Origin of the sequence: Amycolatopsis pittospori (assembly GCF_013870525.1) — a bacterium.
Lineage (GTDB): Bacteria > Actinomycetota > Actinomycetes > Mycobacteriales > Pseudonocardiaceae > Amycolatopsis > Amycolatopsis pittospori.
This window is the reverse complement of the sequence record NZ_JACBXD010000029.1, coordinates 32416-45900: the sequence shown is the minus strand read 5'-3', so window position 1 is coordinate 45900 and position 13485 is coordinate 32416. Positions and strand designations below refer to the sequence as shown.

The 13485-nt window shown below is 67.9% G+C and carries 14 protein-coding genes; 6 read left to right on the top strand and 8 right to left on the bottom strand.

Features of this window, described 5'->3' with window-relative positions:
• Nucleotides 1–49 precede the first annotated feature (49 nt).
• The 4 genes from qcrB to ctaE are packed head-to-tail and all read right to left on the bottom strand — an operon-like array spanning nucleotide 50 to nucleotide 4341.
• Nucleotides 50–1717, bottom strand: a complete 1668-nt coding sequence (gene qcrB / locus H5J31_RS18390) for a cytochrome bc1 complex cytochrome b subunit (RefSeq protein ID WP_181773821.1) — start codon at nucleotides 1715–1717, stop codon at nucleotides 50–52.
• Nucleotides 1714–2847 carry a cytochrome bc1 complex Rieske iron-sulfur subunit gene (gene qcrA, locus H5J31_RS18385; RefSeq protein ID WP_181773820.1) on the bottom strand — a complete coding sequence of 378 codons (1134 nt, stop codon included), beginning with the start codon at nucleotides 2845–2847 and terminating at the stop codon, nucleotides 1714–1716. The genes qcrB and qcrA overlap by 4 nt, the downstream gene beginning before the upstream one ends.
• Nucleotides 2844–3662 (bottom strand): cytochrome bc1 complex diheme cytochrome c subunit, encoded by an 819-nt coding sequence (gene qcrC, locus H5J31_RS18380; protein WP_181773819.1) that lies wholly within the window; start codon nucleotides 3660–3662, stop codon nucleotides 2844–2846. The genes qcrA and qcrC overlap by 4 nt, the downstream gene beginning before the upstream one ends.
• A 55-nt stretch (nucleotides 3663–3717) precedes the next feature.
• On the bottom strand, nucleotides 3718–4341 hold the full coding sequence (gene ctaE, locus H5J31_RS18375; protein ID WP_181773818.1) for an aa3-type cytochrome oxidase subunit III: 624 nt from the start codon (nucleotides 4339–4341) through the stop codon (nucleotides 3718–3720).
• A gap of 94 nt (nucleotides 4342–4435) precedes the next feature.
• On the opposite strand from ctaE, the gene H5J31_RS18370 reads away from it, so the two are divergent.
• From H5J31_RS18370 to trpD, 3 genes are read left to right on the top strand one after another with little or no spacing between them, the layout of a single operon-like run.
• Nucleotides 4436–4870 carry a hypothetical protein gene (locus tag H5J31_RS18370; RefSeq protein WP_181773817.1) on the top strand — a complete coding sequence of 145 codons (435 nt, stop codon included), beginning with the start codon at nucleotides 4436–4438 and terminating at the stop codon, nucleotides 4868–4870.
• Nucleotides 4871–4912: 42 nt separating this feature from the next.
• Complete coding sequence (locus tag H5J31_RS18365) at nucleotides 4913–5323, top strand: hypothetical protein (RefSeq protein ID WP_181773854.1); 411 nt, start codon at nucleotides 4913–4915, stop codon at nucleotides 5321–5323.
• 4 nt (nucleotides 5324–5327) lie between these two features.
• The gene (gene trpD / locus H5J31_RS18360; RefSeq protein ID WP_181773816.1) at nucleotides 5328–6359 is read left to right on the top strand and encodes an anthranilate phosphoribosyltransferase; all 1032 of its coding nucleotides are present in this window, start codon (nucleotides 5328–5330) and stop codon (nucleotides 6357–6359) included.
• 89 nt (nucleotides 6360–6448) lie between these two features.
• On the opposite strand, the gene H5J31_RS18355 is transcribed toward trpD, so the two are convergent.
• Entirely contained in the window at nucleotides 6449–7414 is a 966-nt protein-coding gene (locus H5J31_RS18355; protein WP_181773815.1) for a helix-turn-helix domain-containing protein, read from the bottom strand.
• 53 nt (nucleotides 7415–7467) lie between these two features.
• On the opposite strand from H5J31_RS18355, the gene H5J31_RS18350 reads away from it, so the two are divergent.
• Nucleotides 7468–7863 (top strand): cupin domain-containing protein, encoded by a 396-nt coding sequence (locus H5J31_RS18350; RefSeq protein ID WP_181773814.1) that lies wholly within the window; start codon nucleotides 7468–7470, stop codon nucleotides 7861–7863.
• Here the strand turns inward: H5J31_RS18350 and H5J31_RS18345 are convergent.
• Nucleotides 7860–8822, bottom strand: coding sequence for a GlxA family transcriptional regulator (locus tag H5J31_RS18345; protein ID WP_181773813.1), 963 nt, complete (start codon nucleotides 8820–8822; stop codon nucleotides 7860–7862). The genes H5J31_RS18350 and H5J31_RS18345 overlap by 4 nt on opposite strands.
• 82 nt (nucleotides 8823–8904) lie before the next feature.
• Between H5J31_RS18345 and H5J31_RS18340 the strand changes: the two genes are divergently transcribed.
• Nucleotides 8905–9816 carry a DMT family transporter gene (locus tag H5J31_RS18340; protein WP_181773812.1) on the top strand — a complete coding sequence of 304 codons (912 nt, stop codon included), beginning with the start codon at nucleotides 8905–8907 and terminating at the stop codon, nucleotides 9814–9816.
• Nucleotides 9817–9924: 108 nt separating this feature from the next.
• Here H5J31_RS18340 and H5J31_RS18335 read toward each other — a convergent pair whose 3' ends face one another.
• Together H5J31_RS18335 and ctaC are read right to left on the bottom strand one after the other, a co-directional pair.
• Nucleotides 9925–10344 (bottom strand): cytochrome c oxidase subunit 4, encoded by a 420-nt coding sequence (locus H5J31_RS18335; RefSeq protein WP_181773811.1) that lies wholly within the window; start codon nucleotides 10342–10344, stop codon nucleotides 9925–9927.
• A 40-nt stretch (nucleotides 10345–10384) separates the two neighbouring features.
• The gene (gene ctaC, locus H5J31_RS18330) at nucleotides 10385–11323 is read right to left on the bottom strand and encodes an aa3-type cytochrome oxidase subunit II (protein ID WP_181773810.1); all 939 of its coding nucleotides are present in this window, start codon (nucleotides 11321–11323) and stop codon (nucleotides 10385–10387) included.
• Nucleotides 11324–11517: 194 nt separating this feature from the next.
• Here ctaC and asnB point away from each other — a divergent pair, with 194 nt between their 5' ends.
• Entirely contained in the window at nucleotides 11518–13452 is a 1935-nt protein-coding gene (gene asnB, locus H5J31_RS18325; RefSeq protein ID WP_181773809.1) for an asparagine synthase (glutamine-hydrolyzing), read from the top strand.
• Nucleotides 13453–13485: the final 33 nt, after the last annotated feature.

Below are 13485 nucleotides of genomic sequence, written 5' to 3'. Positions count from 1 at the left end.
TTGCTCGCGTCTAGCGCAAGCAAGGGGGCCTTCACGTACTTCTGACGAGCTAGTGCCCGGAGGTGATCTCCTTGCGCTCCTGCGAGGGCTCGCCGCCGATGTCGTCGACCTTGCCGTTGCCGTGCCCGTTGGACCGGGCGCGCTCCAGCGCGATCGTCTCCTCGACCGGGTCCGGGGACCAGGTCGAACCCGCGACGGCGTGACCGGCCGAACCGAGCTTGTTCATCTTCTTCGGGACCGACGCGCCCTGGTACTCGAGCGGCAGCGGGTGACCGTGGTCGTCCACCGGGCCGAGCGGCTGGTGGATCTCGATGAACTCACCGTGCGGCAGGCGCTTGATGATGCCGGTTTCGACACCGTGCTCCAGCACCTCGCGGTCGGCCCGCTGGAGACCCAGGCAGATCCGGTAGGTGATGTAGTACGCGATCGGCGGCAGCAGCAGCACACCGATCCGGCCCGCCCACGTCGTCGCGTTCAGCGAGATGTCGAAGGCGAACGCGATGATGTCGTTGAAGCCCGACAGCATGATGACCGCGAAGAACGTCAGGGCCATGATGCCGAGCGAAGTCCGGACCGGGACGTCGCGCGGACGCTGCAGCAGGTTGTGGTGCGCCGTGTCCTTGGACAGCTTTCGCTCGATCCAGGGGTACATCACCAGCAACCCGATCAGCAGTGGCATCCCGACCGCACCGGGGAAGAACACCGCGGGGACCGTGTAGTTCCCGAGATAGAGCTCCCAGGCCGGCCAGATCCGCAGCATGCCGTCGGCCCAGGCCATGTACCAGTCGGGCTGTGAACCCGCCGAGACCTGCGCCGCGTTGTACGGGCCGATGTTCCAGATCGGGTTGATCTGGAAGAGCCCCGACATCAGCGCGATGACGCCGGTGACCAGCGCGAAGAACGCGCCGCCCTTGAGCGCGAAGACCGGCATGATCCGGACGCCGACGACGTTGGTCTCCTTGCGGCGCACGCCCGGGAACTGCGTGTGCTTCTGGTACCAGACCAGCGCGAGGTGCGCGCCCACGAGGGCGAGCATGATGCCCGGCAGCAGCAGGATGTGGATCGTGTACAGGCGCGGGATGATCTCGTTGCCGGGGAACTCCCCGCCGAACAGCGCCCAGTGGATCCAGGTGCCCATGACCGGCACCGAGAGCACGATGCCCGAAAGGGTCGCGCGGATACCGGTACCGGAGAGCAGGTCGTCCGGGAGCGAGTAGCCGAAGAAGCCTTCGAACATGCCCAGGACCAGCAGCAGCGCACCGATGACCCAGTTCGCCTCACGCGGGCGCCGGAAGGCGCCGGTGAAGAAGATCCGGAACATGTGCACCATCATCGAGGCGACGAAGATCAGTGCGGCCCAGTGGTGCAGCTGGCGGACGAACAGACCGCCGCGGACGTCGAACGAGATGTCCAGCGTGGTCGCGAAGGCCCGCGACATCTCGACGCCCTGCAGACCGGTGAAGCTGCCGTTGTAGACGACCTCCTCCATGGAGGGGTCGAAGAACAGCGTGAGGTACACGCCCGACAGCAACAGGATGATGAAGCTGTAGAGCGCGATCTCGCCCAGCAGGAACGACCAGTGGGTCGGGAACACCTTGTTGATCTGGTGCCGCATGCCCTTGGCGAGGTGATACCGGTCGTCGGCCCACTTGGCACCCGCACCGGCGGCCTTCTCGACCGGGTTCGTCCCCTTTGTCGGGGTGGTGAGTGAACTCATGACTTACGCTCCCAAAAGGCCGGTCCGACGGCCTCGTTGAAGTCTCCGCGCGCGATCAGGAAGCCCTCTTTGTCCACTGTAATCGGAAGCTGGGCCAACGGCCGCGTCGCCGGACCGAAAATCGGCTTGGCGTAGTGGAGCGCGTCGAACTGCGACTGGTGACAGGGGCAGAGGATCCGGTTGGTCCGCTGCTCGTACAGGGAGGTCGGGCAGCCGACGTGGCTGCAGATCTTCGTGTACGCGTAGTAGTCGCCGAAGTTGTAATCCTCCTGGTTCGCCCGCTTGACGACCTTGGCGGCGTCGGTGGGGCGGAGGCGGATCAGCATGACCGGGTTGTCGACCCGCTTGAAGGCGGCGGACAGGGCGTGCTCGTCCTCGCGCTCACTCTCGCGGAACGGGAACACCGTCTCCATGGCGCCGGCGTCGAGGTCCTCGGCCTTGACCAGGGAGACCTCGTGCGGGCGGCCGGTGTTGCGGCGCAGGTAGACGACCTCGTCCGGGAAGTTCTTCTTCCAGCCCGAGTGCCACAGCGAGTCGCGGCCTTCGGTGTCCTTCCAGGGGTCCTTGATGAAGGACGCCACGGGCAGGGCCGCCACGGCGAGCCCGAGCACACCGGCGCCGGCACCGGCGGATCGCTTGATCAGCGAACGGCGCGCGATGGTGCTGTGGCTGCCCGAGTGGGCCAGCTGGGCGAGGATGGTGGCCTTGTCGACCTCTTTCGACCCGCCGTCGCCGCGCTCCTGGACCGAAACCTCGGCCGGGATGAACTTCTTGGTGTAGATGATCACGCCGATACCGAGGCTGAGCACGGCGAGACCGAGCGTGACCCCGAGCAGCGGCGTGTACAGCGTGTACTTGGTGTAACCCTCGGTGCCCGGCTCCTTGTACTCGAACCAGTGCGGCCACGCGACGAGCACGACGAACGCGAGACCGGACAGCGCGGCCAGCACGAACCAGAGGGCGACGGTGCGCTCGGCGCGCTTCTCCGCCCGCGTCCCTTCGACCGGCCAGGGCTTCGGGTACTCCACGATCTCGACACCGTCGAGCGCGGTACCCAGCTTCACCAGCTGGTCGCGATCCATATCCGCCAACTCCGCCTCTGTCGGCGGCTTCGGCCCTTCGGCGCTCATGCCTTCGATCCAATCCACAACGTCACGCCGATCAGCGCGGCGATCCCGACGATCCACGCGATCGCGCCCTCCGAGGCCGGGCCAATACCGCCGAGCGAGTTACCGCCGGGTGAGTTGTTCCCGTGACTCACGGACTTCACGAACGCGATGATGTCCTTCTTCTCTTCGGGCGACAGCTGCCGTTCGGAGAATTTGGGCATGTTCTGCGGCCCGGAGAGCATCGCGGTGTAGATCTGCTCTTCCGTGGCCGGGTCCAGGTTCGGGGCGAACTTGCCCGACGAGAGCGCGCCGCCGCGGCCGGTGAAGCCGTGGCAGGAGGCGCAGTTGAGGCGGAAGAGCTCGCTGCCGCGCGCGACGTCCTTGCCGCGCAGCGCGTCGCCCTTCTCCTCGGGACGCTGGACGCCGCCGCCGTTCGCCTGGATGTAGGCGCTCAGCGCGTTGATCTCGGCCTCGCTCAGCTTCGGCGGCTTCCGCTGCGCCTGGGCCTCCTGGCGCACGGCGGGCATGCGGCCGGTCGAGGTCTGGAAGTACACGGCCGCGTCGCCGATGCCGACGAGGCTCGGGCCACGGTCGGTGACGCCTTCGAGCTTCGGCCCGTGACATTCGATGCACGTGTTGTTGTAGAGCTTCTCGCCCTCGCGCAGGAGGGCGGACTCGCCCTGCGCCTGCGCGGTCTGCGGCTCCGGGGCGAAAACGGCGTACAACCCGCCCACGCTCAGCAGCGCGATCCCGAGCGCCAGCGCGCCGGCGAACCGCCTGCGTGCCTTCGACCGCTTACGGAAGCGGCGCTCCGTGTTGTCCTTGCTGGAGGTCATCTTGCGGCAACCCTTGCTGTCAGTTCAGGCCGATAGGTCGTGGTGGCGGCTTCGATCACGGAAGGATGTAGATCACCGCGAACAGGCCCACCCACACGATGTCGACGAAGTGCCAGTAGTAGGACACGACGATCGCCGAGGTGGCCTGGGCCGGGGTGAACTTGCTCAGCTTGGTGCGGATGAGCAGGTACACGAACGCGATGAGCCCGCCGATGACGTGCAGGCCGTGGAACCCGGTCGCGAGGTAGAAGACCGTTCCGTACGGGCCGGACGGGATGGTCATGCCCTCGTCGATCAGGTGCAGGTACTCGTAGCCCTGGCCACCGACGAAGATCGCGCCCATGATCAACGTGATGATGTACCAGCGGCGGAGGCCGAACACGTCACCCTTTTCAGCGGCGAACACGCCGAACTGACAGGTGAACGACGACGCCACGAGGATCACGGTGAACGGGATCGCCAGCGCGATGTTCAGGTGGAAGGGCTCACCGTGCAGGGGCGGCGGCCACTGGCCGGTCGCGTTCTGCGCCTTCACGGTGAAGAACATGGCGAACAGTCCGGCGAAGAACATCAGTTCGCTGGACAGCCACACGATGGTGCCGACACTGACCATGTTCGGCCGGTTCAGCGAGTGGACCCGCTGGCTGATGGTGGGAGCTGCCGTTGTCACGCGTCGCATTATGTCCTCTCACGCGGGAGGCCCGCCGGGTGGGTCCCGGCGGGTCGCGTGCGTGTCGGGTCACATCTGAACGAAAGAGGGAACCGGGCTACTCATGGGTTTACTAGATCGGCTGCGTGACCTGGTCGGAAAGACCAAAGCCCCCGGTCTCGGCGCCGACACGCCCGGCGTGGAGATCATCGCGGAGGCGTTCGACCCGGCCGAGGCGGACTCGTCGGTGCTGGCGAGATCACCCGCTTGGGTCGCCGAAGCGCCGGCGATCCTGCGGCACCACTTGAAACTTCCGCCCGAAAAGGTGGCGGAGGCGACAGCGATTCTCGCCCAGGACGGCTGGGAGCTGCGGGAACAGGGACCGGACGGCGGCTTCACGCTGGCGCACGCGCTGCGCGTCCAGATCCTCGACGCGCTGCACTGCGCGCAGGAAAGGTCGCGGATGGCGGGGCTGGCGCAGCGGCTCGGCGGGGATTCGCTGGGCTGGGACGCGCTCCAGCCTCCGACCGGTACACGTGATGTCGGTCATGGCGGATAACATCGCGGGGTCGACATGACTAGACGAGGCGGAGGCGCGCTCATGGGCGAGCAGGCGATGCGGATCCTGGTGTTCAGCCACAAGGCGGAGGTGCGCGAGGCGATCATCAACGCCGTCGGCCGCAGGCCCGCCGCCGACCTCGGCCGGGTGGACTACACCGAGGCGTCCGGCATCTCCGAGGTGCTCTCCGAGATGGACGCGGCCAATGTGGACCTGGCCATCCTGGACGGTGAGGCGCAGCCGACCGGCGGCATCGGGCTGACCCGCCAGCTGAAGAACGAGATCGAGGATTGCCCGCCGATCGTGGTGTCGGTGCGGCGCAAGGACGATCGCTGGCTGGCGACCTGGTCGCAGGCCGACGCGGTGCTGGTCCACCCGCTCGACCCGCTGACCGCCGCCGAGACGGTCGCCGACGTGCTGCGCGCCCGCCGGGTGCCGGTCGTGCACGGCTGAGCCGATGAGCGCGGCCACTAAGACCTGGCCGTCCCTGCTCAACCAGCTCATCGCGCGCGCGGACCTGTCCGCCGAGGACACCGCGTGGGCGATGGACCAGATCATGAGCGGGGCGGCGACGCCCTCCCAGATCGCCGGATTCGCCGTCGCGCTGCGAGCGAAGGGCGAGACACCGGCGGAGATCTCCGGGATGGCCGACGCCATGCTGGCGCACGCCAAACGCGTGACGATCGACAGGCCGTCGGTCGACATCGTCGGCACCGGCGGCGACCGGTCCAACTCGGTCAACATCTCCACCATGGCCACGGTGGTGACGGCCGCGGCCGGCGCCCCGGTGGCCAAGCACGGCAACCGGAGCGCGTCGTCGAAGTCCGGCGCGGCCGACGTGCTGGAGGAACTGGGCGTCACCATCGACCTGCCGCCCGAGACGGTCCAGCGCAGCGTGAACGAGCTGGGGATCGGCTTCTGCTTCGCGCCGAAGTTCCACCCCGCCCTGCGCCACGCCGGCCCGACCCGCGGTGAACTCGGCGTGCCGACGACGTTCAACCTGCTCGGCCCGCTGACCAACCCCGCGCAGCCGCGCAGTTCCCTGATCGGCTGCGCCTACGAGGACAAGACCCGCGTCCTCGCCGAGGTCTTCGCGCGACGCGGCATGACCGTGCTGCTGGTCCGCGGCGACGACGGGCTCGACGAGATCACCACCACGACGACCAGTTCGGTCTGGGTGGTCTCCGGCGGCGAGATCACCGAGCGCAGCTTCGATCCCTTGTCGGTGGGTGTCCCGCGAGCGACCGCGGAGGACCTTCGCGGTGGCGACGCGGCGCACAACGCCGAGGTGTTCCGGCAGATGATGGCTGGGAAGACCGGTCCGGTCCGGGACGCGGTACTGCTCAACTCGGCGGCCGCGCTGGCCGCTTTCACCGGCTTCTCGGGATCGCTGGAAGAAGACCTCGCGGCCGGTCTGGCGCGGGCGGCCTCCGCTGTCGACTCGGGCGCCGCCGCCGACCTGCTGAACCGGTGGATCGCCTTCGCGTAGCCCCTCGCGTGCGCTCTCCGACGTGCTATGAACGGCCCGTTACTGGCAAATTTTGCAAGTAACGGGCCGTTCATAGCATCCGGCGGCGGCTACGAAGCGGTGCTGAAGCGGGCCCGGTAAGCCGTAGGCGTCAGGCCCGTAGCCCGCCGAAGCTGGGTACGCAGGTTCGCCGCGGTACCGAAACCCGACGCCCGCGCCACCCGGTCCAGGCGCTGCTCCCCGCGCTCGATCAGCCGGCACGCCAGCGCGATCCGCTCGGTGGTGAGCCACGCCAGCGGCGTCGTCCCCAGTTCGGCGCGGAATCGACGGTGGAGCGTCGCCTGGCTGGCCGCCGCCCGGGTGGCGAGGTCGGCCACGGTGAGCGGCCGGTCCAGTCGTTCACGCGCCCATTCGAGCACCGGCGCGAGAGAGGTGTCCGGCACCGACGGAACGGGGCGTTCGACGAATTGCCGCTGTCCGCCGTCGCGGTGCCCGGCGAACACCAGGCGGCGGCTCACCGCGTTGGCGATCTCGGCGCCGTGGTCGCGGGCGATCAGGTGCAGGCCCAGGTCGAGCGCGGCCGCGCTGCCCGCCGCGGTCAGGACGTCGCCGTCGTCGACGAACAGGACGTCCGGCTCCATCAGCACCTCGGGGAACAGGCTCCGGAACCGCTCGGCCCATTTCCAGTGCGTCGTCGCGCGGCGCCCGTCGAGAACACCGGCCTGAGCCAGCGTGAAAGCGCCTGTGCAGAAGCTCACCAGGCGGGCTCCCCGCGCGGCCGCGGCGCGAATGGCGGCCAGCACCGGCTCGGCCGCCGGAACCTCCGGGTCGGGCCGGTTGGGCACGATCACCGTGTCGGCGTTCTCGACGGCTTCGAGCCCGGAAACCCCGGTGAGGGTGAACATCCCCAGGTGCATGCGCACGGACGGCGCGGCGGCGCACAGCGTGAGGCCGTACCAGGGCCGGTCCAGCTCCGGCCGCCGCAGGCCGAACAACTCGGTCGCGACGCCCATTTCGAACGGGTTGGACCCCTCGTCGACCAGGACGGCGACCTCGTGCGAGAAATCATGCGACATATGCGATTCCTAGCACTCACTCCCCGGACGGTCCAGCGGCCAGGATCGAATCCATGAGCAAGCAGCCGATCGATCTGAGCACCGCGCTGGCCGGGTTCGACGAGATCTGGAGCCCGCGGATCGTCGCCCACGTCAACGATTACGACGTACGTCTCGCCAAGGTCGCGGGCGAGCACGTCTGGCACGTCCACGAGAACACCGACGAGTTCTTCCTGGTCCTCGACGGAACGTTGGACATCGCCTTGCGCGAGGAGGCGGGCGAGCGCGTCGTCACCCTGCCGCGCGGCTCGGTGTTCGTCGTACCGCGCGGCACTTATCACAAACCGTCCTCAGTGGACGGTGCGTCGCTGTTGCTGTTCGAACCGACCGGGACACTGTCGGTCGGCGACAGGCACGACGAGGTCCCCGACCACGTCACGGTCACGGTCGGACAGGAAATCTCCTTCTAGCCAACGGAAAACGTCCTGCGGTAGGCGCTCGGACTGGTCCCGCGAAGCTTGCCGAACTGGTGCCGCAGCGCCGCCGCGGACGCGTAGCCGCAAGCGACCGCGATGTCCTCGATGGACAGACGTCCTTCTTCGAGCAGGGCCTGCGCGCGATCGAGACGGCGTTCGGTGAGCCATCGGTGCGGGGTCGTACCGGTGGCCGCCGAGAAGCGGCGCAGGAAGGTGCGCTCCCCCAAACCGCTGCGGCGCGCCAATTCCGCGACGGTGAACGGCTGATCCAGTCGCCGCTCGATCCATTCGAGCGCTTCGGACAGCACGGTGTCGTCCGACGCGGCGGTCTCGGGGACCGGTGCCTGCACGAACTGCGCCTGCCCGCCGACCCGGTGCGGCGCCGCGACCATCCGCCTCGCCAGCGCGGTGGCCGCGGTCACTCCGCGCAGTTCGCGCACCAGATGCAGGCACAGGTCGACGGCGGCGACGGTCCCCGCACTGGTGAGCACGCCGCCGTCGTCGACGTACAACGCCTTCGGGTCGACTTTCGCCGTCGGGAAGCGCGACCGGAACTCCTGTTCGTAAACCCAGTGCACGGTGCAGTTGCGCCCGTCGAGGAGCCCCGCGTAGCCGAGCGAGAAGACGCCAGCGCAGAAGCCCGCGACCCAGGCACCCCGGGCGGCCGCGTCACGAAGGACTTCGAGCACCGGCTCGGGTGGGCTCGCGCTGCGCGGTGCGCAGGTCGGGACGATCAGCAGGTCGGCGGACGCCGCGAAGTCCAGGCTCTCCAGTCCCTTGAGACCGAAGCCCGACCAGCTCAGGACGTCGTCCCCGCCGGGCGAACAGACCGCGAAGTCCCAGCCCTCGATGCCGTCCGCACTCCGGTCGGTGCCGAAGACCTCGCACGCGACCCCGAGTTCGAACGGCGAGACGTGGTCCGCGAGCACCACCGCGACCTTCTTCACATCCATGCGGCGAGTGTGTCACAAGTTTTGCGGTCGATGTCATCTCTGACACTGGTTGAGCGGGCAAGAGAGGGCGAAAGTGGTCGCCATGACCAAGAACAACCCCCTGCTGCAGTGGACGGCCGCGATGGCCCTCTCCGGCACGATCGGTGCCGTCGTCCTCGAAAGCGGCGCCGACGCGCCCGCCGTGGCGTTCGCGCGGAGCCTCGTCGGCGGCCTGCTGCTCCTGGTGTGGAGCGCCGCCCGAGGCTGGCTCCGCCCCTGGACGCTCAGCCGCCGCGACCTCGGGCTCGCCGTCTTCGGCGGACTGTTCCTGGTCGGGAACTGGGTGCTGCTGTTCGCTTCGTACGCGCTGTCGTCGATCTCCGTCAGCACCGTCGTCTACCACACGCAACCGCTGATGCTGGTCGGTCTCGCCGCTGCGTTCCTCGGCGAGAGGATGGCGAAGAGCCAGTTGATCCGCGCGCTGATCGCGTTCGGCGGCGTGACGCTCATCTCGCTGTCCGCACACGGCGCCGACGGGAAACCCGTACGGCTGGAAGGGATCGCGCTCGCCCTCGGCGCGGCCGCGCTCTACGCCGGCGCCTCCTTCGTCGCGAAGCAACTGAAGCACCTTCGCCCGCACGTCCTGGCGGCCGTCCAGCTGGCGACCGGCACGATCGTGCTCGCGCCCGCACTGCTCGTCACGCCGCTGCCTACGGACACCTCAGGGCTGCTGTGGCTGGTACTGCTGGGAACGGTGCACACCGCGCTGATGTACGTCCTGATGTACGCCGGCATCGGCAAACTGCCGACAGCGACGGTGGCGCTGCTGTCCTACGTCTACCCCGTGGTCGCGGTGGTCGTCGACGCCCTCGCCTACGACCACCGGCCGACCTGGCTGGAAGGTGTGGGGATGCTGGCCGTCCTCGCCGCCGCCCTGGCACCCCAGAAGGGCGGGAAGGCGCCCAAGCCCGAGGTGCGCGAAACACCAGTGGCCGTTCGGCCCAGTGGGTCGTGAGTGGCGATTCGGGTTCTAACCCGAATCGCCACTCACGACCCCGCACATACGAAAGCGGCGCCTCACTCCGTTCCCGGAGCGAGGCGCCGCTTCCAACGACTACAAGCGTCAGTCGTGGTTCGGACCGGTGTGGTACTCGAAGACCAGCCCGCCGATGGCCACGATCACGAAACCCAGCGCGATGATCAGCAGCCAGATGTGGAAGAACGCGAGCGCGACACCGGTCAGCGCGGCGGCCGCCGCGAGACCGATCGGCCAGTAGCTGCCCGGGCTGAAGAAGCCCAGCTCACCGGCGCCGTCGCTGATCTCGGCGTCTTCCCGGTCCTCCGGACGCGGCTCGATGCGCCGCGCCACGAACTGCAGGTAGCTCCCGGCCAGGAAGGCCAGGCCACCGGTGAGGATCAGGGCCACCACACCGACCGGCTCGACGCCGTCCCGGGTCATCGTTCCGGTCATGTACGCGTAGATACCCGCCACGACGACGGAGAAGACCGCGACGAGGAAGAAAATCCGTCCTTCGACCTTCATGGACGTTGCCTCACTCCTGTTTCGGGCTCGAACAGCCGGGTCAGTTGGTCGCGACCCGCGCGGTGCGGTCGGTGTTGAACGGGGTGGTGGTGACGGCGTACGGCGAGCAGAGCTCGCCACAGTTCATGGCCGTCAGCGCCTCGGAAGCGGTGTTCGGCTTGCCGCTCTTCGGGTTCACCGTGCCGCGGAGCTGGATGTACTGCGCGTACTTGTCCGCCGACAGCGCCCTGACCTCGAAGTTCATCCCCGAGTGGTAGGTGCCGCACAGTTCGGCGCAGCGGCCGACGAACGAACCTTCCTTGTCGATCGAGTTCTGGAAGGTGAAGTCCTGGTTGTTCTTCTCCGGGTCCGGCATGACGTCCCGCTTGAAGTGGAACTCCGGCACCCAGAACGAGTGGATGACGTCGGCCGACCGCAGGTTGTACTGGATCGTCTTCTTCGTCGGCAGGACGAGCAGCGGGATCTCGGTCGAGCTGCCGACCGTGGTGATCTCGGGGTCGTCGTGGTTCTTGGAGTCGCTCTTGTACTTGAACTCCCAGTTCCACTGGAACGCGACGATGTCGACCGTGACGTCGGGGTTCTCCGTCTCGGCGAGCACGCGGTTCTCGGTGGTCGCGGTGAAGAAGAACAGCACGCAGACCATGATCGTCGGGACGACGACCGTGAAGATCTCCAGCGGGATGTTGTACTGGAACTGCCGGGGCAGTTCCTCCTCCGCGCCGTCGGCGGTCTTCTTCTTGCGGTGGAAGATCGCGGTCCAGAAGATCAGCGCCCAGACGATGACACCGACGACCAGCGCGGCGACGACGGTCCACGTCCACAGCGTGCGCATGTCGTGCGACTGCGGGGTCACCCCGACCGGCCAGCCGAATCGGAGGATCTCGTCCCCGGAGCAGCCCGTCGCGGTCAGCATCACCAGCGCGGCGAGTGCGACTACGCGACCAGCCCGCTTAGCTGGCTTGCGCTCTGGATTTCCCACTGCGCCTTGCCCTTTCACCCAGAGCCTCCTCGACCGATCTTTGTGACAGGGCGGAGCCTAGCCGAGTTGTGGCACCGCGCTGACTAAGGGGTAACCCCAACACACGTGTCCCCCACCACGGTCGGGTGTACGCCCGCACGGGCATACTGGGCCCTTCTCCCCCGCTCGGCCAACAAGAGGTGTGTGAACTAGACGTGTGCGGCCTGCTTGGACTGATCTGTTCGACCGAAGCCGACGCGGCCGGCGCCCGTGACGCGGTCGACGCCGCCATGCGCTGCCAGCGGCACCGCGGCCCCGACGAGCACGACACCTGGGCCGACGCCGAGGTGGTCTACGGCTTCAACCGGCTCGCCTTCATCGATGTCGACCACGCGCACCAGCCCCTGATCTGGGGTCCGCCGGAGGCGCCGGAGCGCTACACGCTGAACTTCAACGGCGAGATCTACAACTACCGGGAGCTGCGCGACGAGCTGGCCGCCGAGCACGGTGCGAAGTTCGCCACAGAAGGTGACGGCGAGGCGATCGTCGCGGCGTACCACTACCTCGGCGACGACGCGGTGAAGAAGCTGCGCGGCATGTTCGCCTTCATGATCTGGGACTCCCAGGAGAAGGTCGTCTTCGGCGCGCGTGACCCGTTCGGCATCAAACCGCTGTTCTACTCCGCCGGCCCCGGCAAGGTCGCCTTCTCGAGCGAGAAGAAGAGCCTTCTGGAGCTCTCGGGCGTGCTCGGCGTCGAGGAGAAGCTGGACCGCAAAGCCCTTCAGCACTATCTGGTGCTCCAGTACGTGCCGGAGCCCGAGTCGCTGCACGCCGGGATCCGCCGCGTCGAGTCCGGTACGTCGTTCCGCGTGGTCCCCGGCGGGGACGTCGAGTTCACCCGCTACTTCCACCCACAGTTCAGCGCGAAGCCGGTCAACGGCCAGGCCGAGGCGGACGCGCTGTACGAGCGCATCGCCGACGTCATGCGCGACTCGGTCGGCAAGCACATGATCTCCGACCCGGACGTCACGGTCGGCGCGTTCCTCTCCGGCGGTATCGACTCCACCGCGACCGCGACGCTGGCGAAGGAGCACAACCCGAACCTCATCGCGTTCACCACCGGGTTCGAGCGCGAGGGCTACTCCGAGGTCGACGTCGCCGCCGAATCGGCCGCCGCGATCGGCGTGAAGCACGTGGTCCGCACGGTGTCGGCGGACGAGATGATGGAGGCGCTGCCGCTCATCGTCTGGTACCTGGACGACCCGGTGGCCGACCCGGCGCTCGTACCGCTGTGGTTCATCGCCCGCGAAGCGCGTAAGCACGTCAAGGCCGTGCTGTCCGGCGAAGGCGCCGACGAGCTCTTCGGCGGCTACACGATCTACAACGAGCCGATCTCCCTGGCGCCGTTCGAGAAGATCCCCGGCGGCATGCGGAAGATCATCGGCAAGGTCTCCACGAAGATCCCCGAGGGCACCCGCGGCAAGGACCTGCTGCGCCGCGGCGCGCTTCCGCTGGAGGACCGCTACTACGGCAACGCCCGCAACTTCCGCGACGACCAGCTGCGCCACGTGCTGCGCACGTACGAGGAGGGCGTCGGCTTCAAGGACGTCACCGCTCCTTGGTACAAGGTCTCCGAGGGCTGGGACCCGGTCGCGCGTATGCAGCACGTCGACCTCTACACCTGGCTGCGCGGTGACATCCTGGTCAAGGCCGACAAGGTGACCATGGCGAACTCGCTGGAACTGCGTGTGCCGTTCCTCGACGCCGAGGTCTTCAAGGTCGCCGCGAGCATCCCGCTCGACCAGAAGCTCGCGCACGGCACCACGAAGTACGCGCTACGCCAGGCGCTGGCGAAGATCATCCCGGCGCATGTGCTGAACCGGCGCAAGCTCGGCTTCCCGGTGCCGATCCGGCTGTGGCTGCGCAACGAGATGTACGACTGGGCCAAGGGCATCATCTCGGACTCGCGGACCGACGAACTGCTCGACAAGAAGGCCATCCTGGCGCTGCTGGAGGAGCACAAGGCCGGTCAGCTCGACCGGAGTCGCCAGCTGTGGGCGCTGCTGGTGTTCATGCTCTGGCACGGCATCTTCGTCGAGCACCGCATCAAGCCCGAGGTGCCGGAACCCGTCTACCCGGTGAAACTCTAGTCACGACTCCGCACTGGCCTTCACCGTTCACCC

Coding starts and splice junctions, on each gene's coding strand:
- qcrB (WP_181773821.1), bottom strand. CDS start 1,717: ATGAGTTCACTCACCACCCCGACAAAGGGGACGAACCCGGTCGAGAAG.
- qcrA (WP_181773820.1), bottom strand. CDS start 2,847: ATGAGCGCCGAAGGGCCGAAGCCGCCGACAGAGGCGGAGTTGGCGGAT.
- qcrC (WP_181773819.1), bottom strand. CDS start 3,662: ATGACCTCCAGCAAGGACAACACGGAGCGCCGCTTCCGTAAGCGGTCG.
- ctaE (WP_181773818.1), bottom strand. CDS start 4,341: ATGCGACGCGTGACAACGGCAGCTCCCACCATCAGCCAGCGGGTCCAC.
- H5J31_RS18370 (WP_181773817.1), top strand. CDS start 4,436: ATGGGTTTACTAGATCGGCTGCGTGACCTGGTCGGAAAGACCAAAGCC.
- H5J31_RS18365 (WP_181773854.1), top strand. CDS start 4,913: ATGGGCGAGCAGGCGATGCGGATCCTGGTGTTCAGCCACAAGGCGGAG.
- trpD (WP_181773816.1), top strand. CDS start 5,328: ATGAGCGCGGCCACTAAGACCTGGCCGTCCCTGCTCAACCAGCTCATC.
- H5J31_RS18355 (WP_181773815.1), bottom strand. CDS start 7,414: ATGTCGCATGATTTCTCGCACGAGGTCGCCGTCCTGGTCGACGAGGGG.
- H5J31_RS18350 (WP_181773814.1), top strand. CDS start 7,468: ATGAGCAAGCAGCCGATCGATCTGAGCACCGCGCTGGCCGGGTTCGAC.
- H5J31_RS18345 (WP_181773813.1), bottom strand. CDS start 8,822: ATGGATGTGAAGAAGGTCGCGGTGGTGCTCGCGGACCACGTCTCGCCG.
- H5J31_RS18340 (WP_181773812.1), top strand. CDS start 8,905: ATGACCAAGAACAACCCCCTGCTGCAGTGGACGGCCGCGATGGCCCTC.
- H5J31_RS18335 (WP_181773811.1), bottom strand. CDS start 10,344: ATGAAGGTCGAAGGACGGATTTTCTTCCTCGTCGCGGTCTTCTCCGTC.